The 21857-nt window shown below is 64.8% G+C and carries 22 protein-coding genes and 1 other RNA gene; 16 read left to right on the top strand and 7 right to left on the bottom strand.

Annotated features, from left to right (window positions below; translation table 11 throughout):
* Positions 1–230: 230 nt before the first annotated feature.
* The 5 genes from L6639_RS17860 to L6639_RS17840 all read left to right on the top strand — a co-directional run bounded on the left by L6639_RS17860 (position 231) and on the right by L6639_RS17840 (position 2910).
* Positions 231–521, top strand: a complete 291-nt coding sequence (locus L6639_RS17860) for a DUF4164 domain-containing protein (RefSeq protein ID WP_084292232.1) — start codon at positions 231–233, stop codon at positions 519–521.
* Positions 518–901, top strand: a complete 384-nt coding sequence (locus L6639_RS17855) for a cell division protein ZapA (protein ID WP_128949809.1) — start codon at positions 518–520, stop codon at positions 899–901. The genes L6639_RS17860 and L6639_RS17855 overlap by 4 nt, the downstream gene beginning before the upstream one ends.
* Positions 902–1156: 255 nt before the next feature.
* Positions 1157–1317, top strand: a non-coding RNA gene (gene ssrS, locus L6639_RS17850) — 6S RNA.
* 194 nt (positions 1318–1511) lie between these two features.
* Complete coding sequence (locus L6639_RS17845; protein ID WP_237863031.1) at positions 1512–2108, top strand: 5-formyltetrahydrofolate cyclo-ligase; 597 nt, start codon at positions 1512–1514, stop codon at positions 2106–2108.
* Positions 2086–2910, top strand: coding sequence for a TIGR00282 family metallophosphoesterase (locus tag L6639_RS17840; protein WP_237863030.1), 825 nt, complete (start codon positions 2086–2088; stop codon positions 2908–2910). Before L6639_RS17845 ends, L6639_RS17840 begins: the two co-directional genes overlap by 23 nt.
* A gap of 376 nt (positions 2911–3286) precedes the next feature.
* Here L6639_RS17840 and L6639_RS17835 read toward each other — a convergent pair whose 3' ends face one another.
* The 5 genes from L6639_RS17835 to L6639_RS17815 form a co-directional block, all read right to left on the bottom strand.
* Positions 3287–4630: a c-type cytochrome gene (locus tag L6639_RS17835; RefSeq protein ID WP_237863029.1), complete on the bottom strand. Its 1344-nt coding sequence runs from the start codon at positions 4628–4630 to the stop codon at positions 3287–3289.
* Positions 4627–6792 (bottom strand): xanthine dehydrogenase family protein molybdopterin-binding subunit, encoded by a 2166-nt coding sequence (locus L6639_RS17830; protein ID WP_237863028.1) that lies wholly within the window; start codon positions 6790–6792, stop codon positions 4627–4629. Before L6639_RS17830 ends, L6639_RS17835 begins: the two co-directional genes overlap by 4 nt.
* A gap of 8 nt (positions 6793–6800) precedes the next feature.
* Complete coding sequence (locus L6639_RS17825) at positions 6801–7265, bottom strand: (2Fe-2S)-binding protein (protein ID WP_237863027.1); 465 nt, start codon at positions 7263–7265, stop codon at positions 6801–6803.
* 534 nt (positions 7266–7799) lie between these two features.
* Positions 7800–9224 (bottom strand): methyl-accepting chemotaxis protein, encoded by a 1425-nt coding sequence (locus tag L6639_RS17820; RefSeq protein ID WP_237863026.1) that lies wholly within the window; start codon positions 9222–9224, stop codon positions 7800–7802.
* Between the two features lie 118 nt (positions 9225–9342).
* The gene (locus L6639_RS17815; protein WP_237863025.1) at positions 9343–11091 is read right to left on the bottom strand and encodes a methyl-accepting chemotaxis protein; all 1749 of its coding nucleotides are present in this window, start codon (positions 11089–11091) and stop codon (positions 9343–9345) included.
* Positions 11092–11299: 208 nt separating this feature from the next.
* On the opposite strand from L6639_RS17815, the gene L6639_RS17810 reads away from it, so the two are divergent.
* From L6639_RS17810 to L6639_RS17780, 7 genes are all read left to right on the top strand, one after another.
* A complete protein-coding gene (locus L6639_RS17810; RefSeq protein ID WP_237863024.1) occupies positions 11300–12046 on the top strand; it encodes a YebC/PmpR family DNA-binding transcriptional regulator in 747 nt (248 codons plus the stop codon).
* Positions 12047–12124: 78 nt separating this feature from the next.
* Positions 12125–12652 carry a crossover junction endodeoxyribonuclease RuvC gene (gene ruvC, locus L6639_RS17805; RefSeq protein WP_237863023.1) on the top strand — a complete coding sequence of 176 codons (528 nt, stop codon included), beginning with the start codon at positions 12125–12127 and terminating at the stop codon, positions 12650–12652.
* Positions 12649–13266 carry a Holliday junction branch migration protein RuvA gene (ruvA, locus tag L6639_RS17800; protein WP_237863022.1) on the top strand — a complete coding sequence of 206 codons (618 nt, stop codon included), beginning with the start codon at positions 12649–12651 and terminating at the stop codon, positions 13264–13266. Before ruvC ends, ruvA begins: the two co-directional genes overlap by 4 nt.
* Complete coding sequence (gene ruvB, locus L6639_RS17795; RefSeq protein WP_128949819.1) at positions 13263–14321, top strand: Holliday junction branch migration DNA helicase RuvB; 1059 nt, start codon at positions 13263–13265, stop codon at positions 14319–14321. The genes ruvA and ruvB overlap by 4 nt, the downstream gene beginning before the upstream one ends.
* Positions 14322–14450: 129 nt before the next feature.
* Positions 14451–15374, top strand: coding sequence for a metallophosphoesterase (locus tag L6639_RS17790; protein WP_237863021.1), 924 nt, complete (start codon positions 14451–14453; stop codon positions 15372–15374).
* 68 nt (positions 15375–15442) lie between these two features.
* Positions 15443–15892, top strand: coding sequence for a tol-pal system-associated acyl-CoA thioesterase (gene ybgC, locus L6639_RS17785; protein ID WP_237863020.1), 450 nt, complete (start codon positions 15443–15445; stop codon positions 15890–15892).
* Between the two features lie 77 nt (positions 15893–15969).
* Positions 15970–16437 (top strand): nuclear transport factor 2 family protein, encoded by a 468-nt coding sequence (locus tag L6639_RS17780; protein ID WP_237863019.1) that lies wholly within the window; start codon positions 15970–15972, stop codon positions 16435–16437.
* 156 nt (positions 16438–16593) lie between these two features.
* Here L6639_RS17780 and L6639_RS17775 read toward each other — a convergent pair whose 3' ends face one another.
* Together L6639_RS17775 and L6639_RS17770 are read right to left on the bottom strand one after the other, a co-directional pair.
* Positions 16594–17298, bottom strand: coding sequence for a type 1 glutamine amidotransferase (locus L6639_RS17775; RefSeq protein ID WP_237863018.1), 705 nt, complete (start codon positions 17296–17298; stop codon positions 16594–16596).
* Between the two features lie 24 nt (positions 17299–17322).
* Positions 17323–18249, bottom strand: coding sequence for a LysR family transcriptional regulator (locus L6639_RS17770; protein ID WP_237863017.1), 927 nt, complete (start codon positions 18247–18249; stop codon positions 17323–17325).
* A gap of 151 nt (positions 18250–18400) precedes the next feature.
* On the opposite strand from L6639_RS17770, the gene L6639_RS17765 reads away from it, so the two are divergent.
* Genes L6639_RS17765 through L6639_RS17750 form a run of 4 tightly spaced genes read left to right on the top strand, consistent with a single transcriptional unit; the run spans position 18401 to position 21854 of the window.
* Entirely contained in the window at positions 18401–19357 is a 957-nt protein-coding gene (locus L6639_RS17765) for an N-carbamoyl-D-amino-acid hydrolase (RefSeq protein WP_271607867.1), read from the top strand.
* Positions 19358–19411: 54 nt separating this feature from the next.
* Positions 19412–20239, top strand: coding sequence for an ABC transporter substrate-binding protein (locus L6639_RS17760; protein WP_237863016.1), 828 nt, complete (start codon positions 19412–19414; stop codon positions 20237–20239).
* Positions 20236–21093 (top strand): amino acid ABC transporter permease, encoded by an 858-nt coding sequence (locus tag L6639_RS17755; protein ID WP_237863015.1) that lies wholly within the window; start codon positions 20236–20238, stop codon positions 21091–21093. The genes L6639_RS17760 and L6639_RS17755 overlap by 4 nt, the downstream gene beginning before the upstream one ends.
* A complete protein-coding gene (locus tag L6639_RS17750; protein WP_237863014.1) occupies positions 21090–21854 on the top strand; it encodes an amino acid ABC transporter ATP-binding protein in 765 nt (254 codons plus the stop codon). The genes L6639_RS17755 and L6639_RS17750 overlap by 4 nt, the downstream gene beginning before the upstream one ends.
* Positions 21855–21857 lie beyond the last annotated feature (3 nt).

Raw genomic sequence — 21857 nt, 5'->3', positions numbered from 1 at the left:
CCGGGAGTCCAAGGTGGTCAAACGTCTGTTTGGCGGTAAACGCTGCTTAGCGGTGCATAGTTTCGCGGCGGCGTTGCGATTCGCTAGCTTGCCACGTAAATTTCTGCTTCTAACCGCTTGCCGAACCGAGTCTTTTGCCGGCCGGCAAGTCCCTGAGGTAAAGGCCACGGGCAAGGCCCACAGGTTCCGCCGCTGACTGCATGAACGATCGCGTATCCAAAAGCTCTGCCATGACGGAGTCCTCCGCCGTCGAGATCGAGATCGCGACCCGCAGACTCACGGCGGCGCTCGACGCGCTCGAAAGCGCGGTGGAGCGGCGGCGCGATGCCGATCGCGACGAGAACGAGCTTGCGACGCGAATCCAGGCGCTGGGCGCGGACCGCTCGCGCCTTGCCGACGAGCTCGATGGTGCGCTGGTGAAGGCGCGCAAGCTCGAGCGCACCAATCGCGAAATCTCCGACCGGCTGGATTCCGCGATCGTCACGATACGCTCGGTGCTCGATACCGGAGAGGACGGATGAGCCACATCAACGTCACCATCAATGCCCGGCAATACCGCATGGCCTGCGAGGAAGGCCAGGAGGTGCGGCTGCTCAAGCTCGCCGAAAGCCTGGAGACGCGCATCCAGTCGTTGCGCGGAAAGTTCGGCGAGATCGGCGATGCGCGCCTCACCGTGATGGCGGCGCTGACCGTCTGCGACGAGCTGGTCGATGCCGGCAACCGCATCCGCACCATGGAGCAGGAGCTGGTCGAGCTCCGGGATTTCCGCAACGCCGCCGTCGAGCGGGCCAGATTGACCCAGACCGCCGTGGTGAATGCGCTGAACTCGGCCGCCGAACGCATCGAGAAGTCGACCCAGGTGCTGAACCGGACCGTTGGCAACGGGATTGCGATCGGGTGAGAGTTGTTAGAGCGAAGGGGCGCGAGCCGGCAAAGGTGCCCACCTCTCCCGGAGGGAGAGGTCGGATCGCATCGTAGATGCGATCCGGGTGAGGGCCTACGGTCCTTCTGAGTGCCGCGGCCCCTCACCCGGATTGCACTGGACGATGCTTCGCATCGCCAGGCGCAATCCGACCTCTCCCCGCTGGGGAGAGGTGGGCACCGAGCCCCGCTCGCCGGGCTGGCGATTCGTCAGTATCGTTGTTACATTGCGCGAGCGAGGCTGCGACGCGCGTCAGGAGCCATATATCCCCGGGGCCTTATCGATCCTTTAGGGAACTGTCCCTGGCCGGGCCCGTGGGCCCGGACATATGGTGCCCACCTACTTTCGTAGGGAACTCCGGGATCGAGTGCTTCAACGGCGTTTGCGGCTTCGCACTTTTGTTTGCTTGCAATGCGTTCTTGTCGACTAGCTGTCCACGACAAACCGGCAGTGTCATGCCCCGGCTTGACCGGGGCATCCAGTACGCCGCGGCGTCGATGTTTCATCACTGGCGTCTCTGGAATACTGGATCGCCCGCATCCGCGGGCGATGACGGCGGAGCAAGGCTTCGCATTCGGAGCAAGCGCACATGACCAACACCAAATCCGAACTCCGCGCCAAAGCCCTCGCGGCGCGCGACGCGTTGAGCGAGAAGAAGCGCACCGCCGCCGCCGCAAAGCTCGCCAAGCGCGGGCTGCCGTTCAAGCTGCTGCCTGGCAGCATCGTCTCCGGCTATTCGCCGATCCGCAGCGAGATCGACCCCCTGCCGCTGCTGAAGAAGCTCGCCGAGGACGGCGCCAGGCTGGCGCTGCCCTGCGTCACCGCGCGCGGCCAATCGCTGGTCTTCCGCATCTTCCATCCGAACGACCGCCTGATGCTCGGCCCGCTCGGCATTCCCGAGCCGTCGCCGGCGGCCGCCGAGGTCATCCCCGACATCATGCTGACGCCGCTCGCCGCCTTCGATCGTCTTGGCCATCGCATCGGCTATGGCGCGGGACATTACGATTTCACCTTCGCGCATTTGCGGAAGACCAAGAACATCGTCGGCATCGGGCTTGCTTTTGCGGCGCAGGAGATCAAGGCGGTTCCGGCACTGGCCCACGACGTCGCGCTGGATTATGTGCTAACGGAATCCGACGTGTTCGATTTCCGGAGTTCTGAAGTTGCGCATTCTGTTCGTGGGTGATGTCGTCGGCCGTAGCGGTCGCAACGCCATCGCCGAATATCTGCCCGGCATGGTCAAGGACTGGTCGCTCGATTTCGTCGTCGTCAACGGCGAGAATTCCGCCGGCGGCTTCGGCATCACGGAGGCGATCTATCAGGAGTTTCTCGACGCCGGTGCCGACGCGGTGACCTTGGGCAATCACTCCTGGGACCAACGCGAGGCGCTGGTGTTCATCGAGCGCGCCGAGCGCCTGGTGCGTCCCGCGAACTATCCGCGCGGCACGCCCGGCCGTGGCGCTGCCTTGGTCGAGACCAAGAACGGCAAGCATGCCCTCGTCGTCAACGCGCTGGGCCGCGTCTTCATGACCCCGTTCGACGATCCCTTTGCAGCGCTCGAGCGCGAGCTGGGCGCCTGTCCGCTCGGCGTTGCCGCCGATGCCATCGTCGTCGATTTCCATTGCGAGGCGTCCAGCGAGAAGCAGGGCATCGGCTTCTTCTGCGACGGCCGCGCCAGCCTCGTCGTCGGCACGCATACGCATGTGCCGACCGCCGACCACCAGATCCTGTCAGGCGGCACCGCCTACATGACCGATGCCGGCATGACCGGCGATTACGATTCCATCATCGGCATGCAGAAGGAAGAGCCGCTGCGGAGGTTTACGTCGGGGATTCCGTCGGGCCGCTTCGAGCCGGCCGCGGGCGTTGCGACGCTCAGCGGCGTTGCGGTCGAGACCGATGATGCGACGGGGCTCGCGCTGAAGATCGCGCCGGTGCGCGTCGGTGGACGACTGGAGCCGGCGACGCCGAAATTCTGGTTGAGCTGAAGAACGAAGCTACACGATCAGAAATCGTAGGGTGGGCAAAGGCGCACTTGCGCCGTGCCCACGATCTCTCTCCATGTTCGCAAAAAGTGCGTGGGCACGCTTCCGCCTTCGCTCTTCGAGCTTCGGCGGACAAGTCGCTTTGCCCAGCCTACGACTGGTTAAGCTAGCAGCGGCGCCACACACTCGGTGTCGTCCCGGCGAAGGCCGGGACCCATACCCACAGGGAGTGGTTGCTGCGCGAAGCCGGTCACTCCGAGCCTTCGCAAAACGATTGCTGCGGCGCATGGGTGCCGGATCTGCGCTGCGCTTGTCCGGGACGACAGCGGACTTCGACGCGCGACCGCGCATCAATCTCGCCGCAGGTCACGCCGATTACCTACTCCGCCGTCTGCTCCCGCAGCTCAGCCACATCCTTCGCCGTCAGCTTCGAGCCCTTCGTCCCGAACCGCGCCGTGACGTAGTTCGCCACCGCCGCGATCTCGTCGTCCGTATACGCATTGCCGAACGCGGGCATCGACAGCGCACCGTCAGGCGTATGGCGCTTGGTGCCCGAGATCACGATCTGCGCGACGTTGGTGGCGGCGGGGTCGTTGACGGCCCAGGTGCCGGTGAGTGTCGCCATCGGCGAGACCGGGCTCTCACCGCTCCAGCCGTGGCAGCTGGCGCAGGCGCTGGCGAACACCTTCTTGCCACGGGCGTCTGCTGTGACGCCGTCCTTGTGCGAGGCCGGCGCGACCGGCGCCGTGGTGGCCGGCAGGTCGGGCGAGGAGACCGGCGGCACGCTGCGCAAGTAGGCAACGATGGAACGGATGTCCTCCGGCGCGAACTGGCTGAAGCTGTGGTCGACCGCTTCGCCCATCGGACCCGAGGCCGAGCCATGGCCGGGCGCGTGGCCAACCGACAGGTACGAGATCAGATCCTCATCGCTCCAGTTGCCGAGGCCGGTCGCCTTGTCGGAAGAGATGTTGAAGGCGTGCCAGCCGGCGGTGATGGCGCCGGCGAACTTCTTGCGGTTGTCGAGCGCGAAGCCGAGATTGCGTGGCGTGTGGCACTCCCCGCAATGCGCCAGCGCTTCCGCCAGATACGCACCTCTGTTCCACTCCGGGCTCTTCGAGGTATCAGGCGCAAAGCGCGTGTCCGGATTGAACACGGCGGACCAGAAGATCATCGCCCAGCGCTGGTTGAACGGGAACGACAGCGTATTGTCGGGCGCCTTGGCGCGCACCGCCGGCAGGCTGAACAGATAAGCCTTCACCGCCAGCACGTCCTCGTCGCTCATATAGGTGTAGGACGTGTAGGGCATCGCCGGATAGAGCCGCGCGCCGTCATGGCGCTTGCCGCGCTGGACGGCGTTGAGGAAATCCTGGTCGCTGTAATTGCCGATGCCGGTGTCCTTGTCAGGCGTGATGTTGGTCGAATAGAGCGTGCCGAACGGCAGCTTGAAGGCGAGCCCGCCCGCATAGTCCTTCTCACCCGGCTTGGTGTGACAGACCATGCAGTCCGCCGCCTTGGCGAGATATTCGCCGCGTTCGACAAGGCTTGCCTTCTCGAGCTTGGCCGGCACGCCTGCGGGCTTGCCGGCGCTGTAATCGCCCAGAGCCACCTTCGTGCCGCCGGCAAAATCGAGCGGGCCCGGCCCGCGGATGATCCATACGCCGATCCCCACCGCGACGATGGCGATCACAACGATGCTTGCGAGGATACGCATTGTCCTGCTCATGCCTTCTTCCCCGCAGCCAGCAGTTTCCGATCGATTGGCAGGCGCCGCAGCGCCACGCCTGACGCGGCAAGAATCGCATTGCGCAGCGCCGGCGGTCCGGCGTTGACGCCGGCCTCGCCGATGCCGCCGGGGGCTTCGCCGCTTTTGACGACGGTCACTTCGATCTTCGGGGTCTCGTTGATGCGCATCATGCGGTAGTCGTGGAAGTTCGACTGCTGCACGCGGCCCTTGTCGATGGTGATTTCGCCATAGAGCGCGGCAGTGAGGCCGAAGATCAAGCCGCCTTCGATCTGTGCCTTCACCGTATCGGGGTTGACGGCGATGCCGGTGTCGACGACGGAGGTGACGCGGCGGAGCACGATCTCGCCGATGTCGTCGATCTCGGCCTCCACCACGGTCGCGATGAAGCTCGCGAAGGACGGCTGCACACAGACGCCGCGGCCGACGCGCGGCGGCAATTTCTCACCCCAGCCGGATTTCTCCGCGACCTGGTTGAGTACCGCAAGCATGCGCGGGTTCTTGGTCAGCATGGCCCGGCGGAATTCGATCGGGTCCTTTCCGGCTTTGCGCGCCAGCTCATCCATCGCGCATTCGACCGCGAACACATTGTTGTTTGGGCCGACGCCGCGCCAGAAGCCGGTGGGCACCGACAGCGGCTCGGCGCGGACATATTCGACGTGGAAATTGGCGAAGTCGTAGGGTGCGTCGACCGCGGCGTCGATCGCATCGATGTCGATGCCCTTCTGGAACGCGGGCGGCAGCCAGCGCGCCAAAATGGCGGAGCCGGCGACCTTGTACTTCCACGCCGCGACCTTGCCGTCGACCAGCGACGCCGTGATCTGGTCGCGATAGACAGGACGATAGACGTCGTGCTGGATGTCCTCCTCGCGGGTCCAGATCACCTTGACGGGATAGTCGACCTGCTTTGCGACCTTCACTGCGGCGACGACCATGTCCGGCTCGAGCTTGCGGCCAAAGCCGCCGCCGAGCAGATGCTGGTTGACGATCACCTTGTCGACGGAAACGCCGGCGGCCTTCGCCGCCTCGGACTGCACGCGGGTCATGATTTGCGTGCCGGTCCAGATCTCGCAGGAATCGTTGGTGACCCGCACGGTCGCATTGATCGGCTCCATCGAGGCATGGGCCAAAAACGGTAGCTCGTAGGCCGCCTCGAACTTGTCGCCGGTCGCGAGCGCCTTGGCGATGTCGCCGGTGGATTTCGCCACCGCGCCCTCCTTCGCGCTGGCCTTGCGGAGGTCGTCCCAGATGTCTTGTGTTGTGATCTTTGCGTTAGGCCCTTCGTTCCACTCGATCTCGAGCGCTTCGAGGCCTTTCTTCGCCGCCCACATGTGATCGCCGATCACGGCGACGGCGTCGTCGAGCACGACGACCTTGCGCACACCGGCGATCTTCATCGCCGCGCTGTCGTCGACCTTGCCGACCTTGCCGCCGAACACAGGGCAGTTGGCGATCGCCGCGATCTTCATGTCGGGCAGCATCGCGTCGATGCCGTAGAGCGCCTTGCCGTTGACCTTGTCGGGTGTGTCGAGCCGCTTCAGCGGCTGGCCGATCAGGACGAAATCCTTGGGATCTTTGACCGCGACATCCTTCGGCGGCGTCTGGCTTTGGGCTGCAAGCGCCAGCTCGCCGTAGCCGAGCTTGCGGCCGCTCGCGGCATGCGCGATCTCTCCCCTCGATGCCGTGCAGCTTGCGGGCTCGACGCCCCATTGGCTGGCCGCGGCTTGTATCAACATCGCGCGTGCGGTGGCGCCGGCCTTGCGCAGCGGCGTCCACCAGGCGCGGATCGAGTTCGAGTTACCGGTGACCTGCAGGCCGAAGGTCGGATTGGCGTAGAGCTTGTCGTTGGGTGGTGCGTGCTGCACCTCGACCTTGCTCCAGTCGGCATCGAGCTCTTCGGCGATCACGGCCGAGATCGAGGTGTAGGTGCCCTGGCCCATCTCGACCTGGGGCATCATCAGCACCGTGCGGCCGTTCCTGTCGATGCGGATGAAGGCGTTGGGTGCGAATTTGCCGTCGGTCGTGTCCTTCTGCACCGGCTCGTTCGGCGCGGCGCGCAGCGGCAGATGGAAGGCGAGTAGCACGCCGGTGGCAAGGCCGCCGGTCAGGAGCGTGCGGCGGGAGACGCTGTTCTGTGCATTCATGGCGGATCTCACGACTGGCGGCCGGAGGCGGCGAGCTTGATGGCCTCGCGGATGCGCACATAGGTGCCGCAGCGGCAGATGTTGCCGGCCATCGCCGCATCGATGTCGGCATCGTCTGGATTGGGCGTTGCCGCCAGCAGCGCCGCGGCCGACATGATCTGGCCGGACTGGCAATAGCCGCACTGGATCACTTCGGCCTCCAACCAGGCCTTCTGCACCTTCGCACCCGAAGGCGTGCTGCCGACATGCTCGATGGTGGTGATGGCGCGGTTCGCGACGGTGCTGATTGGTAGTACGCAGGAGCGTACGGCCCTGCCGTCGACATGCACCGTGCACGCGCCGCACTGCGCGATGCCGCAGCCGAACTTGGTGCCGGTCATCCCTAAGATGTCGCGCAGCACCCACAGCAGCGGCATGTCCGGTGGCGCGTCGAAGGATTTCGTTTCGCCGTTGATGGTGAGAGTTGTTGCCATATGCATTCCCTTCTTCGCCAGATCGCTGACGGCGATCTCGTCGGCGAAAATTTCGCGCGACCATAATCATACCGATGCGAAACGATGAAGCTTTCAAATTCGCAGCAATGCATATCTGCGCATGCGAAGCGTCAGGCCATGACGTTCACGAATTTGTGCAGGAATGAATGCAGCAGTTTTGGGCTAAGTGATATGATAGGCGTCATGTTTTGACGCTTTTTCGTCATGCGCGCCGTTGATCGCCGCAGATCATCGTGCGAATGCGCAAAACCATGCGATGACGAAACTCGTGCGATTGGGAAAGTCGAGCAGTGGTGAGCATGTCCGGCGGACTAATCGAGGGGGCCGATTGTTGTGCGCTCTCCCCTCGCGGGAGAGGGCGACGGCGCATGGCGATTTCGGAATAATAGCATTATGCGCCTGTTTTGCCCGACGCGTCAAGGGTTCGTCGGCGCCCGAACCGCGACGAGGCGCTAAGCCGTTGATTGCCTGCGCCCTCGCTACTGTGCATGGGGTTGTTTTCGAGATTTGACTCTAGCTCTGCCGGAAACCCATCCGGAACGCACCCCAGTGCTTGCCGCGGACCGTGATCGGCGAGGACAGGTCCTTCATCAGCACGAACTGTCCGCCACCCATGTCGCGGCGGTAGGTCTGCAGCAGGAACGGCTTTGTGTTCGCCGCGACCTTCTTCACCGCGCGATCGGTGAACAGGCGGCGGTTGCGGCAATTGGCGTTGTTCCAGACCGGGTCCTTGCCTTGCGGCAGGCGGTAGTTCGGATTGTGGGTCGGCAGGTAGCCGCCCTTGGCCCAGGCAACGCAGAACACGATGCGGGGATCGGACTTCTGAATCGGGTCCTGGATCGCAGGCAGCAGGCGATCGGTGAAGTCGACATAGGCGGTGTTGTATTGCTTGGGATCGGTGCCAGCGATCTCCCGGTAGTTCTCGTCCATCAGCTGGTCGAGCGTGATCTCGCCGCGACCGATTGCGGCCTCGAACTCGGCCGAGATCCGCTTGGCGGTCTCGACGACGACACGGATCAGCGGCGCATCCGAGGTCTCGACGCCGCTGTCGGCGATCAGCGCGATCAGGTCTTCGGAGGTGTCGAGCAGCTTTGTCACGCGCTGGTCGGCACTCTTGAGGTCGCGTGAGGAAAGGTCGACGCCCTTGGCGAGCTCGTTGAGCTCGTTGATGACGGTGTCGCAATGGCCGAGGTTGGAGGTCGCCGCGCGCGTGACGCTGTCGATCTCGGCTTCGACCGAAGCAAAGCCTTGCTGGACCCGCGAGATGATGCCGGAGATCGCTTGCGCGCCTTCGCCCGCGGTCTTGGCGCGCTGCGAGGCGTCGCTGCTCTCGCCGATCAGGCCCTCGATCTGGCCGTCGAGATCGCGCACGGTGTCGGAGATCTGGTGCGTCGCCTGCCGCGTCGCCTCCGCGAGGTTCTTGACCTCGCTTGCGACCACGGCGAATCCGCGTCCGGCGCTGCCGGCCCGCGCGGCCTCGATGGTTGCGTTGAGGGCGAGCAGATTGGTTTGCTTGGCGATCGCCTCGATCGAGCCGGAGACTTTGGCCACCTGCGCCAGCGCCGAGCCGACGGCGGCCAGGCGCGCCTCGATGCGCTCGACGGCTGCAACGAGTTCGGAGATGTGGCTGACCGCGGTATCGACCGCGCCGCGCGACTGCGCGATCTCGCCAACCGCGGCCGAAGTGGTCGACTGCACCGCCTGCGAGGCATTGGCGATGTCGTGGTTGGCGGAGACCATGGTCTCCGCCGTCTTCTGCAGGTGGTGGAACCGCTCCGACTGGTTGGCGACGCGGTTGGCGACTTCCTGGACGTTGCCGGCGATGTCGGCAAGCTCGACGCCGAGGCCGCCGATGCGGTCGGCGAGCTGGTCGATCAGCCGTTCGGCGAGCGTCCGGTTGGATCCGGTGTCGAGCACTGCAACCTGTGCAAGGGACATGTACGGGCTTTCTTTAATCGGAGCCGTTCGCCGGCCCTCCGCGGCATTCCCATTCCAGGCTCGAGCTTAAAGGATGATTCGCGCGCCCCGTTTTGCCCGAGAGTGCACGAGAGGCGCCCTAGAGCTTGTAAGCAGTGCGAAATCCGCCCCAGTGCCGGCCCTGCACGCGGATCGGAACGTCGATCTCGCGCATCATCACCGTGTTGCCGTTCCCCATGTCGCGCGCATAGCTCTGGATCAGGTACGAGCGCTGGTTGTGCGCGGCTGCCAGCCCCGCCGGATCGTTGAAGATGCGCCGGTTGCGGCAATTGGCCGTGTTCCAGGCGACATCGCCCGGCCGCTGCGGATGCGAATAGATCTTGTTGTGAACAGGCAGGAAGCCGTTGCGGTCGACCATGGCGCAGAACGCCATGCGCGGTTCCTTGGCGAGGAACGCTTCCTGGAATGGCGGCAGCGCGCGGTCGGCCCAGTCGAGATATTTCGTGCGGTATTGCTGCGGGTTGGTGCCTGATATCTCCGCGTAATCCGTGTCGAAGAGGTCATCCATCTTGACCTCGCCGCGGGTGACGGCCTGCTCGAAGATCTTTGTCAGCGCGTTGCCCGCCTCCATCGCGCGGGTGACAAACTCGGTATTCTCCTCGTGGATCGACCAGAGCTTGTCTTCGATCTTTTCGCGCAGCTCGGCATTGGGGCTGACGAACTGCGTGCGGGCGCCGGCCTTGGATTGCTCGATCACGCGCAGGCGGCAGGCGCCGATATCTTCGAGGCTGCCGTCGATGATCGCTTGCGGCGCGAGCCGGCCTGCTTCCGCTCCGCCGATCAAGACGCCGTCCATCGCGATCTCATAGACCGGCAACACGCCGCGCGCGCCGTCGAATTTGAGATGGCAGGGCAGCCGCTCGGTCTTGCGGCGGTCGTCGTGCTCGCTCTGCTTGAGAAGCACGGCGCAGCGCGATTTCAGCTTCTGTGCGAAGGTCGTCACGGCTTTGCCGGCGCTGGCGACGTTTTCGCCATGGGTTTCGGCCGCCTTGGTCGCCGCGTCGATCTCGGCCGCGCTCTCGCCGACCGCGATGATGAATTGCGAGGCGCTGCTCGCGTTGCCCGAGACCTCGTTGGTGGTGGCGTTCTGCTCGGCCACCGCGCCGTTGACGGTGTCGAACACCGGGCGGATCGCCTCGATCGCCTGCGAGATCCGATGCACCGCGTCGGCGGAGCCTGCGGCGTCGCGCTGCAGTGCGTCGATCTTCTTGGAGATCTCCTCCGTCGCGCTCTGGGTCTGCACCGCCAGTGCCTTCACTTCGGTGGCGACGACTGCAAAGCCCTTGCCGGCTGCGCCGGCGCGCGCGGCCTCGATGGTCGAGTTGAGTGCGAGGAGGGTGGTCTGCCGCGCGATCTGGGCGATCAGGTTGACGACGTTGCCGATCGCCGCGGAGGACTCGCGCAGGCGGTCGACATTGGCGCGTGCTTCCTGCGCGGCATCGCTGGCCTGATCGGCGAGCTTGCCGGCCTCGCGGACCTGCGCGCCGATCCCTTGCGCGGATTGGGTGAATTTGTCGGCGGCATGGGCGAAGCTCGAGGCGTTGGACTGCGCCGCATTGGTCCGCCCGGTCAGCGCGTCGGTACGCTGGCGGATGTCGGCGAGGGTCGCCGCCGTTGCCTCGGCGCCCCCCGCCACCGAATTGGCGGCGCGCTCGAGCTGGCGGATCATCGCGCCGAGCTCGAGTTCCAGCAGTTCCAGGATTTCCCGGGCCGAATCGGCATCAGTGGCCGGAGCCGGCGCGGACTGGGCTGCCGGCTCAGCCGTCTGCGGGGCTGCCGCCGGCGCGGCCGTGTCTGGCAGGCGCTTCCGGAAAAATGCAAACGCCATTGGGTCTACTCTTGTCGGGAGATGGGCGGACGCTATTTTTGCAGGCCGGAATGAAATCAGGGTTAACGGTGCCTGACTTCTGGGCAAAGGCCTCTACGATCTTACCTTAAAGTATGAGAAACTCTTTCATTCCGGTGGGTTGGCGGCCTATAACGCCGCGCTTCCCCACGCTCACCTTTGACGCACGATTCCCTAGAGAAGATCACGCATGGCCGGACATTCCCAATTCAAGAACATCATGCACCGCAAGGGGCGGCAGGATGCCCAGAAGTCGAAGCTGTTCGGCAAGCTGGCGCGGGAAATCACCGTCGCCGCCAAGCTCGGCACGCCTGATCCCGCCATGAACCCCCGCCTGCGCGCTGCCGTGATCGCCGCCCGGCAGGAGAACATGCCGAAGGACAATATCGAGCGCGCCATCAAGAAGGCGCTCGGCAACGACGGCGAGAACTATGACGAGATCCGCTACGAGGGCTACGGCCCCGGCGGCGTTGCCGTCATCGTCGAGGCGCTGACCGACAACCGCAACCGCGCCGCCTCCGACATCCGCTCCTTCTTCACCAAATCCGGCGGCAATCTCGGCGAAACCGGCTCGGTCTCCTTCATGTTCGACCGCACCGGCGTCATCGAGTACGACCGCAGCGTCGCCGATGACGATTCGGTGCTCGATGCCGCGATCGAGGCCGGTGCCGACGACGTGGTCTCGGGTGAGGGCGGCCACGAGATCTACGCATCGACCGAAGGCTATCGCGACGTCGCCAAGGCGCTGGAAGCCAAGTTCGGCGAGCCGCGCAAGGCCGCGCTGATCTGGAAGCCGCAGAACACGGTCGCGGTCGACGACGAGACCGGTGAGAAGCTCTTGAAGCTAATGGACCTGCTCAACGAGCACGACGACGTCCAGAACGTCTACGCCAATTTCGAGATCTCGGACGCGCTGGTCGCCAAGATGGGCGGGTAGGGCTCTAGCCGCCTTTCCCCGGGGGACTTCTGTTCTGTTTCTGTTTCGCTATCATGGGCCAACCGCTATCACTGGCCCATGACCGCGCTCCCGATTCGCCAACCCATTCGCATCATCGGCATCGATCCCGGCCTGCGCCGCACCGGCTGGGGCGTGATCGAGGCTGAGGGCAACCGTCTGATCTACGTCGCCTGCGGTTCGGTGGAACCGCCGGACGATTTGCCGTTGTCCAGCCGGTTATTGGCGATCCATGAAGGGCTCGCGGCCATTCTCTCCAGCCACCGGCCGACGGAAGCGGCGGTCGAGCAGACTTTTGTGAACAAGGACGGCGTCGCGACGCTGAAACTCGGCCAGGCCCGCGGCGTCGCCATGCTGGCGCCCGCAATGTTCGGGATCTCCGTCGCCGAATACGCGCCGAACCAGGTGAAGAAGACGGTGGTCGGCGCCGGGCACGCCGACAAGCAGCAGATCGCCATGATGCTGAAGATATTGCTGCCCAAGGCCGAACCGCCGTCGGCTGACGCCGCGGATGCGCTGGCCATCGCCATCACCCACGCCCATCACCGCCAGAGCACGGCGCTGCGGCTGAAGGTGGCGGGACTATGATCGGCAAGCTCAAGGGCCTGATCGATTCCTACGGCGAAGATTTTGTCATCCTCGACGTCGGCGGCGTCGGCTATCAGGTGCATTGCTCCTCTCGCACCTTGCAGCACTTGCCATCGCCAGGTGAGGCGGCCGTATTGTCGATCGAGACCTATGTCCGCGAGGATCAGATCAAACTGTTCGGCTTCCGCACCGACCAGGAGCGTGAATGGTTTCGGCTGCTGCAGACCGTGCAGGGCGTCGGCGCCAAGGTCGCACTCGCGGTGCTTGGCACGCTGGCGCCGGCCGATCTCGCCAATGCGATTGCTCTGCGCGACAAGGCCGCGGTGGCGCGCACGCCCGGCGTCGGGCCGAAGGTCGCGGAGCGCATCGTTACCGAATTGAAAGACAAGGCGCCGGCCTTCGCCAATGTCGATCCCGCCGTCGTGCACCTCGCCGGCGCCGTCGACGACCAGCGCGCGCCGCGGCCCGTCGCGGATGCGATCTCCGCGCTGGTCAATCTTGGCTACGGTCAGCCGCAAGCGGCTGCGGCGATCGCATCGGCATCGCGTAGCGCCGGTGAGAACGCCGAAACGGCGCAGCTCATTCGTCTTGGCTTGAAGGAACTCTCGAAGTGAGCGATCCCAAGGCCAACCGCATGGTTTCGCCCGAGCGCCGCAGCGACGACGTCGGCGACACCGCGCTACGCCCGCAATCGCTGTCCGACTTCGTCGGCCAGCAGCAGGCGCGCAAGAATCTCTCGATCTTCATTGAAGCGGCGCGCAAGCGCGGCGAGGCGTTGGATCACGTGCTGTTCGTCGGGCCGCCCGGTCTTGGCAAGACCACGCTGGCGCAGATCGTGGCGAAAGAGCTTGGCGTCGGCTTTCGTGCCACGTCGGGCCCCGTGATTGCCAAGGCCGGCGATCTCGCAGCTCTCCTCACCAATCTCGAAGAGCGCGACGTGCTCTTCATTGACGAGATTCATCGTCTGAGCCCTGCCGTGGAAGAAGTGCTCTATCCCGCGATGGAGGATTTTCAGCTCGACCTCATCATCGGCGAAGGGCCCGCGGCGCGCTCGGTCAAGATCGAGCTGTCCAAATTCACCCTCGTCGGCGCCACCACGCGCGCCGGCCTCCTCACTAATCCCCTGCGCGATCGCTTCGGCATTCCGATCCGGCTCAACTTTTATACGATCGAGGAGTTGGAGAGCATCGTCACCCGCGGCGCGCGCGTGCTCAATGTCGGCATGAGCGCCGATGGCGCCAACGAGATTGCGCGCCGTGCTCGCGGCACGCCGCGTATCGCAGGGCGCCTGTTGCGTCGCGTGCGCGATTTCGCCTCCGCTGCCAATGCCGACAAGATCGATCGCAAGATCGCTGATCATGCGCTGAGCGCACTCGAAGTGGATGCCGCCGGCCTCGACGCCATGGACCGGCGCTACCTCACGACCATCGCGACGAACTATGGCGGCGGCCCGGTTGGCGTGGAGACGATGGCCGCGGCGTTGTCCGAGCCGCGCGATGCGATCGAGGACATCATCGAGCCGTATCTGATCCAGTGTGGCTATTTGCAGCGCACCCCGCGCGGCCGCCTGCTCACCTCGCACGCCTTTCGTCATCTGGGTATCGCCGAGCCATCGCGCGATGCCGCGGCCCAGTTTGGCCTGTTTGGCACGGACGAGAGCGACGAGTAATTTGCGGTAACGCGCATTGCTCCGGCCGTCATGAACTTTCGGTAATCCTGTGCAGATGATCTGCACAAGCGCACCCCAATTTCGCTCCATTCAAACCGCATCACGGAAGCACATCACCAGCAGGCTTCTATGATCTCTCGGCGTCATCTCATCCGTTCCGTCGGCGGCCTTTCGGCACTCGGCATCTCGACGGCCGCCTATGGCGTCGGCGTCGAGCCGGAACTGCGGCCGCGCATCACGCGCTACCATCCGACGCCGCGGCAATGGCCTGTGGACTTGCCGCTGAAGATCGCCGTGATCGCCGACATCCACGCCTGCGATCCCTGGATGTCGCTGGAGCGGATCGAGGCCATCGTCGACCAGACCAACGCGATCAAGCCCGATCTGATCGCTTTGCTCGGCGACTATGTTGCCGGCCATCACCACGTCACGCGCATCATCCCGGCCGCAGAGTGGGCGAGGCCGTTGGCTGGCCTGAAGGCGCCGCTCGGTGTTCACGCCGTCATGGGCAATCACGACTATTGGGACGACAAGGTCGTACAGCGCGCCGGGCACGGGCCGACGGTCGCACATCGTGCGCTGGAGGCGGCCGGCATTCCCGTTTACGAGAACGATGTTGCGCGTCTCACCAAGGATGGCCGCTCGTTCTGGCTCGCGGGCCTCGGCGATCAGCTCGCTTACGTTCCGGGGCCGCGCTATGGCCACGCGCGGAGTTTCGGGGCCGACGATCTCAATGCGACGCTGGCAAAGATCACCGACGATGCGCCGATCGTTCTGCTCGCGCATGAGCCCTATATCGCGACGCGCGTGCCCGCGCGCGTTGCGCTGCAGCTGTCCGGTCACACCCACGGCGGACAAGTCCGCTTGCTCGGTTGGTCGCCGGCGCTTCCGCGGCAGCATGGCGTTCCGCTCGTCTATGGCCATCTGCGGCTGAAGTGCGACGTCGTCATCTCCGGCGGCCTCGGTTGCAGCATCATTCCGGTCCGCGTCGGCGTGCCGCCGGAGATTGTCGAGGTGACGCTGGGGCGGGCGCCGGTGGAAACCGTGTCCTAGCCGCGCTTGCGCTGCCGGCCGTTTTTGCGCAAAACGGACCTCTAGCGACAAGCGAAGAGGCTCGCGACGTGACAGCTCATCTCGACGGCGAGATCCGCGATGGCCGCCACCACATGCAGGTCCGCGTCTACTACGAGGACACGGATTTTTCCGGCATCGTCTATCACGCCAATTATCTGCGCTACATGGAGCGTGGACGGACCAATCATCTGCGGCTGATGGGCGCCGAACAGCAGGCTCTGTTCGACCAGCCCGAGACCGAAGGCGCCGGCTTCGCCTTCGTCGTGCGCTCGATGCATCTCGACTTTCTCAAGCCCGCGCGGATGGACGATGTGCTCGACGTCGTAACCTGGCCGGTTGCGGTGAAGGGGGCATCGATCCTGCTGGCGCAGGAGGTGCGGCGCGGCGAGGACGTGCTGGTCAAGGCGGAGGTGCGTGTCGCCTTCATCAGCGGTGGCCGCGCGCAGCCGATCCCGAAGTCGATCCGCACTCTGATGAAGGCCGATCTGATTTCGTGATTGCCCGATAGGCGATCGCCTCTCGACTCCATCGCGTGCAGGGATAGATTGCGGCCCCGCAACCCGATGAGGCCCCCATGTCGCGCCCGCCACTTCCGCCCTTCACCCGAGAGACCGCCGCGCAGAAAGCGCGCATGGCCGAGGATGCCTGGAATTCGCGCGATCCGGTGCGCGTTTCGCTCGCCTATACCGAGGACAGCCGGTGGCGCAATCGCTCGGAAGTGTTCCAGGGCCGCGAGGCCATCGTCGCGTTCCTCACCCGTAAATGGGAGAAGGAGCAGGATTATCGCCTGATCAAGGATCTCTGGGCCTTCGACGAGAACCGCATCGCGGTGCGCTTCCAGTACGAATGGCACGACGCAAGCGGCCAGTGGTATCGCTCCTACGGCAACGAGCAGTGGGAGTTCGACGAGCACGGCCTGATGCGCCGGCGCGAGGCGTCAATCAACGACATCGCGATTGCGGAGAAGGATCGCCGGTTTCACTGGCCGGCGCCCGGGCCGCGGCCGGCGGACGTGCCAGGGCTGGGGACGGAACCGTTTTGAGATGCCTTCCTCTCCCTCTCCCCGTTCTTACGGGGAGAGGGTTGGGGTGAGGGGCTTTCACCGCGCAAATGATGGCAGCGAGACCTGCGGAGGCTCCCCCTCACCCGGATCGCAAGAGCGATCCGACCTCTCCCCGCAAGCGGGGCGAGGTGAAACTCAGCGCTTCGCCAGGAACCTGGTAATCGCTCCACCAAGCTTCGCGTTATCGAGCGGCTGCGCCAGTGAATCCCGGGCGGTGGCAACAACATCCTCCGGCGCCTTGCCGTCGCGCAGCTCGCAGCACACCTGGGCAAATCCCACGTCGAACTCCGGGTGCGGCTGCACCGTCAGCGTTGCGCCGTTGGCGTAGAGCAGGCCGGCATGCGGGGTGAATTCGGATGAGAGGATCGTCAGCGCATCATCAGGCGCCTCTATCACCTGGTCCTGATGCGAGCAGGCGATGGCAACCGCTTCGCCGTCGACGACACCGTTCTCGGGCAGCACCTGATAGACATGCCGGCCGATGCCCCAGCCCTTGTCGGACTTGCGCACGGTGCCGCCGAGCGCCTGCGCGATCAACTGATGGCCAAAGCAGACACCGACCATCGGCGTCTTGTTGGCATAGGCACTACGGACGAAATCTTCCAGCGGCGCGATCCAGTCGAGCCCGTCATAGACGCCCGCAGCAGCGCCGGTGATCAGCACGGCCTCAAGCTTGGACGGATCGGGCAGCGCATCGCCGTTCGGGATGCTGACGACGTCGACCTCCGCGGTCGGATCCTCGGCGCGGACCATGCGCTCGAACATGTCCGGAAAGGAGCCATGCTGCTCGCGATATTTTGGTGGGACCTGCCCGGTCTCGATGATGGTGATGCGTGCCATATGCCCCTCAGGTCAAAGGTAAGCTCAGTCGCTTCCTGCCCCATCTTGCTGGTGTGGCGCTGCGCGCGCCAGAAGCGCGCTCTCCTTGCGGATTTCGCCGAGAAAGGCTTTCGCCAGACGCGACAGCGGTTCGGCCTCCGACCATAGCATATAGGCGACCGCGCGTGTCGTCGGTATGAACGGACGGACCACAAGGCCGTGCCCGCCGTTCTGCCGCGGCGAGAAGGGGTCGACCACGGCGGCGCCGACGCCGGCGGCTGCGAGCACGCAGGCCGTATTGCAATAGCGCACCTCGACGCTCGGCCGGAACGGCGCGCCGGCGCGCGCAAAACTGTCGCGCACGGCCTCTCCAAGCCGCGTGCCGCGTTCGAGCCCGATGAAGGGCAGGCCGGAGAGATCAGAGGCTGAGATAACAGGCTTGCCTGCGAGCGGATGCTGCGGCGGCAGCACGCAGACCATCTCGCCGGTGTGCACCACTTCATGCGCGATACCCGGGTGATGCGTTAGCCCAAGCGCGAAGCCGAGCTCGGCGACGCGGCTGAGCACGCCTTCGATGATGCCCTCGTAGCGCCGCACGTCGAAGAACACGCGCGTCTCCGGGCGGCGGCGCAGGAAGCCGGACAGCGCGGAAGGAATGATGCTGTAGGCGAGCGGCGGCGTCGCCACGATGGCGAGATGTCCGGCGCGGTTTTCGCGCAGATCGCGCACGCGGTTCTCGAGCTTGGCGTGAAGCGCGAAGATTGCCTCGCTCTCCTTGTAGAGCGCCATCGCCTCTGCAGTGGGAAACAGCCGGTTGTTGACGCGCTCGAACAGTGCAAAGCCCGCCTGCGCCTCCATCGTCTTCAGCGCGTTGCTGACTGCCGGCTGCGACAGGGCCAGCTCGTCGGCCGCCGCCACCGTAGTGCGGTGGCGGATGACGGCACGCAGGATCTCGAGCTGGCGCAGGTTCATATCACTAGCATTTATATTCTGGGCCAAAAGATCATAGCACGATGAATTGCATTTGCAGCCCGCCTTGCGCCTAATGCCTCAGGATTTGCACGCTGGATCAAAGGGTTCACTAGCCCATTGAGGCAGCATTGCGCACAGATTGGAGGCAATCTTGGTTCGTGTCCTTCGCGCCGCCGCCGCCCAGATGGGGCCGACGCAAAAAGCTGACACGCGCGAGCACACGCTGTCGCGGATGCTGAACATGCTGGAGGAAGCGGCGAACCGGGGCGCCAGCCTCGTGGTCTTTCCCGAGCTCGCCTTCACCACCTTCTTTCCGCGCTGGCTTCTGGAGGGCGAGGCGCTCGACCGCTATTTCGAGCACGGCATGCCGAACCCGGCCGTGGCCAAATTGTTCGATCGTGCCCGTGCGCTGCGTGTCGGCTTCTATGTTGGCTATGCCGAGCTGACCCCCGACGGCCGTCGTTACAATTGCGCCATCCTGGTTGATCGCGACGGCGAGATCCTCGGCCGTTACCGCAAGGTGCATCTGCCTGGCTCGGTCGAGCCGCGCGCGGGCGCACGCTACCAGCAGCTCGAGAAGCGCTACTTCGAATATGGCGATCTCGGCTTTCCGGCCTTCCGCGCCGGCTCGGCCTGGGCCCATGCGATCATGGGCATGATGATCTGCAATGATCGGCGCTGGCCGGAATCCTGGCGCGTTCTTGGCCTGCAAGGCGTCGAACTCGTCTGCATCGGCTACAATTCGGCGGCCTACGATCCCAATGGCGGCACCACGGAAGATGCCTCCTTGCGCACCTTCCACTCGACGCTGGTGACGCAGGCCAACGCCTACATGAACGCGACCTGGGCGATCTCGGTGGCCAAGGCCGGCGACGAGGACGGCTCGGGGCTGATCGGCGGCTCCTGCATCGTCGATCCCAACGGCCGCATCGTCGCCCAGGCCGCGACGCTGACCGACGAGGTCATCGTCGCTGACATCGATCTCGACCTCTGCCGCCAGGGCAAGGACAAGATGTTCAATTTCGCCGCCCACCGGCGGCCCGAGCAATACAGGGTGATCACCGAGCGCGCCGGCGTCATCGAGCCGGCCGTCCTCGACGCAGACTGAATTTGGCATGGCGCTGGCAATGGTTCGGTCAAGGAAAAGGTTGAAGGAGCTGACATGACACGCCTCTCGCATTTCCTCGCCTTCGCAACGCTGGCTGCAGTGACCTCAGTACAAGCCGCCGAGCTTCCGGCTGAGATCAAGCAGGCGGGCGTGCTCAAGCTCACGGTCAACTCCACCTACGCGCCGATGGAATATCGCGATCCCGCTAGCAACGAGCTGGTCGGGCTCGACATCGATCTCGCCAATGAGCTTGCCAAGCGGCTCGGCGGCCTCAAGATCGTCTGGAGCGAGACCCCGTTCGCCGAGCTGATCCCCTCGCTTCAAACCAAGCGTGCCGATTTCATCATCTCGGGGATATCCGACCGCGCCTCGCGTCGTGAGACCGCCGATTTTGTCGACTATCTGACGACAGGACCGCAGTTCTTCGTGATGGCGGAGAGTGACGCCAAGGCCGCCACAGATCTCTGCGGCAAGAAGGTCGGCACCACACGCAGTACCAGCTTCCCGGTCGAGATCGAGAAGTGGAGCAAGCAGAATTGCGAGGCGGCCGGCAAGCCAGCCATCCAATACGTGCCGGGCGAGAACTCGATCGACGTGCGCAACCAGCTCAAGCAGGGCCGCATCGACGCCGCCGTGCAGGGCAGCGAGACGCTGCCTTATGCGCAGACGCAGGAGCCCGGCAAATACCGCATCGTCGGCGAGGCCTTTGCCAAAGGCTACCAGGGCATCATGTTCCGCAAGGACGATGCCGCGCTTCGTGAGGTCGTGACGGAGAAGCTCGCGGCGATGATCGCCGACGGGTCTTACAAGGCCGTCCTCGACAAATGGGGCCTGGGTGCGAATATGGTCACTCAGCCCATGCTGAACGCGGCGCCGCAATGAAGCCGGCGCCGGCACTCGCGGAGGGTTTTCCCGATCTCTCGGGAATGCCGATTGCGCGCGAGCCGCACTGGTTTCGCTGGATCAGCGCGGCCTTGATCGTCCTGGTGCTGGCGGCGATCGCGCGCGCCTTCGCCAATGGCCAGATCGAATGGTCCTATGTCAGTCGCTTCATCACTGCAAAGGTGATCCTCGAAGGTATCGTCAACACCATGGTGATGGCGGTGCTGGCGATGGTGCTCGGCATTGTCCTCGGCATCGTCGTTGCGATCATGCGGCTGTCGCCGAATCCGGTGCTGAAGACGGTCGCGGCCGGCTACACCTGGCTGTTCCGCGGCACCCCGCTGATCCTGCAATTGCTGCTCTGGTTCAACCTCGCGCTGGTGTTTCCGGCCATCGGCATTCCCGGCCTGTGGAGCGCGCGTGCCGTCGACGTCATGACGCCGTTCCTTGCCGCGCTGCTCGGGCTCGGCATCAACCAGGGCGCCTATACGTCCGAAGTCATGCGCGCCGGCATGCTGTCGGTCGATATCGGGCAATATGAAGCGGCGCAGGCGATCGGCATGGGGCGGCTGCGCGCTCTGCGCCGGATCATCCTGCCGCAGGCGATGCGCGTGGTGATCCCCCCGCTCGGCAACGAGTTCATCGGCATGGTGAAGGCGACCTCGCTGGCCAGCGTGATCCAGTATCCGGAAGTGCTGCACAACGCTGAAAACATCTATTACGCCAACTCCCGAGTGATCGAGCTCCTGATCGTCGCCGGGCTCTGGTACCTGCTCGTCGTCTCGATCCTGACGCCGCTCCAGATGCTGCTCGAACGCCGTTTTGCGCGCGGCACAACGCAGTTTGCCCGATGACAAAGCCCCTCGTCGCGATCCGCTCCGTCAGCAAGAATTTTGGAGAGTTCAAGGCTCTCAAGAATGTTTCGCTCGACGTCTGGCCCGGCGAGGTGATGTGCCTGATCGGTGCTTCCGGCTCGGGCAAGACCACGCTGCTCCGTTGCATCAACCAGCTCGCAATCATCGATAGCGGCGGCATCTGGCTCGATGGCGAGCTCCTGGGCGTGCGCGAGCAGGGTGAGCGGCTTTATCGGCTTTCCGAGCGCGAGATCGGGCGGCAGCGGCTGAAGACCGGCATGGTGTTCCAGCGCTTCAACCTGTTTCCGCACAAGACCGCGCTGGAGAACATCACCGAAGGGCCGCTCCAGGTGCAGGGCCGCAAGCCAGATGAGGTTAGCGCCGAGGCGCTGGAGTTGCTCCGGCGCGTCGGGCTGTCGGCCAAGGCGGATTCGTATCCGATGCAGCTCTCCGGCGGCCAGCAGCAGCGCGTCGCCATTGCGCGCGCGCTCGCGATGAAGCCGATGCTGATGCTGTTCGACGAGCCGACCAGCGCGCTCGATCCTGAGCTGGTCGGCGAGGTGCTCGCGGTGATGAAGGAGCTTGCGAAGAGCGGCATGACCATGATGGTGGTGACGCACGAGCTTGGCTTTGCCCGCGAGGTTGCCGACCGCGTCGTCTACATGGACCAGGGCGCGATCGTCGAGCAGGGCCGCGCTGCGGATGTGCTGGGCACGCCGCGCGAGGAGCGGACCAAGGCGTTTCTTTCGGCTGTGATCTGAAAT

Source organism: Bradyrhizobium zhengyangense (genome assembly GCF_022012555.1).
Lineage (GTDB): Bacteria > Pseudomonadota > Alphaproteobacteria > Rhizobiales > Xanthobacteraceae > Bradyrhizobium > Bradyrhizobium zhengyangense.
This window is presented reverse-complemented; position numbering and strand designations above follow the sequence as displayed.

Coding starts and splice junctions, on each gene's coding strand:
- L6639_RS17860 (WP_084292232.1), top strand. CDS start 231: ATGACGGAGTCCTCCGCCGTCGAGATCGAGATCGCGACCCGCAGACTC.
- L6639_RS17855 (WP_128949809.1), top strand. CDS start 518: ATGAGCCACATCAACGTCACCATCAATGCCCGGCAATACCGCATGGCC.
- L6639_RS17845 (WP_237863031.1), top strand. CDS start 1,512: ATGACCAACACCAAATCCGAACTCCGCGCCAAAGCCCTCGCGGCGCGC.
- L6639_RS17835 (WP_237863029.1), bottom strand. CDS start 4,630: ATGAGCAGGACAATGCGTATCCTCGCAAGCATCGTTGTGATCGCCATC.
- L6639_RS17830 (WP_237863028.1), bottom strand. CDS start 6,792: ATGAATGCACAGAACAGCGTCTCCCGCCGCACGCTCCTGACCGGCGGC.
- L6639_RS17825 (WP_237863027.1), bottom strand. CDS start 7,265: ATGGCAACAACTCTCACCATCAACGGCGAAACGAAATCCTTCGACGCG.
- L6639_RS17820 (WP_237863026.1), bottom strand. CDS start 9,224: ATGTCCCTTGCACAGGTTGCAGTGCTCGACACCGGATCCAACCGGACG.
- L6639_RS17815 (WP_237863025.1), bottom strand. CDS start 11,091: ATGGCGTTTGCATTTTTCCGGAAGCGCCTGCCAGACACGGCCGCGCCG.
- L6639_RS17810 (WP_237863024.1), top strand. CDS start 11,300: ATGGCCGGACATTCCCAATTCAAGAACATCATGCACCGCAAGGGGCGG.
- ruvC (WP_237863023.1), top strand. CDS start 12,125: ATGACCGCGCTCCCGATTCGCCAACCCATTCGCATCATCGGCATCGAT.
- ruvA (WP_237863022.1), top strand. CDS start 12,649: ATGATCGGCAAGCTCAAGGGCCTGATCGATTCCTACGGCGAAGATTTT.
- L6639_RS17790 (WP_237863021.1), top strand. CDS start 14,451: ATGATCTCTCGGCGTCATCTCATCCGTTCCGTCGGCGGCCTTTCGGCA.
- L6639_RS17780 (WP_237863019.1), top strand. CDS start 15,970: ATGTCGCGCCCGCCACTTCCGCCCTTCACCCGAGAGACCGCCGCGCAG.
- L6639_RS17775 (WP_237863018.1), bottom strand. CDS start 17,298: ATGGCACGCATCACCATCATCGAGACCGGGCAGGTCCCACCAAAATAT.
- L6639_RS17770 (WP_237863017.1), bottom strand. CDS start 18,249: ATGAACCTGCGCCAGCTCGAGATCCTGCGTGCCGTCATCCGCCACCGC.
- L6639_RS17760 (WP_237863016.1), top strand. CDS start 19,412: ATGACACGCCTCTCGCATTTCCTCGCCTTCGCAACGCTGGCTGCAGTG.
- L6639_RS17755 (WP_237863015.1), top strand. CDS start 20,236: ATGAAGCCGGCGCCGGCACTCGCGGAGGGTTTTCCCGATCTCTCGGGA.
- L6639_RS17750 (WP_237863014.1), top strand. CDS start 21,090: ATGACAAAGCCCCTCGTCGCGATCCGCTCCGTCAGCAAGAATTTTGGA.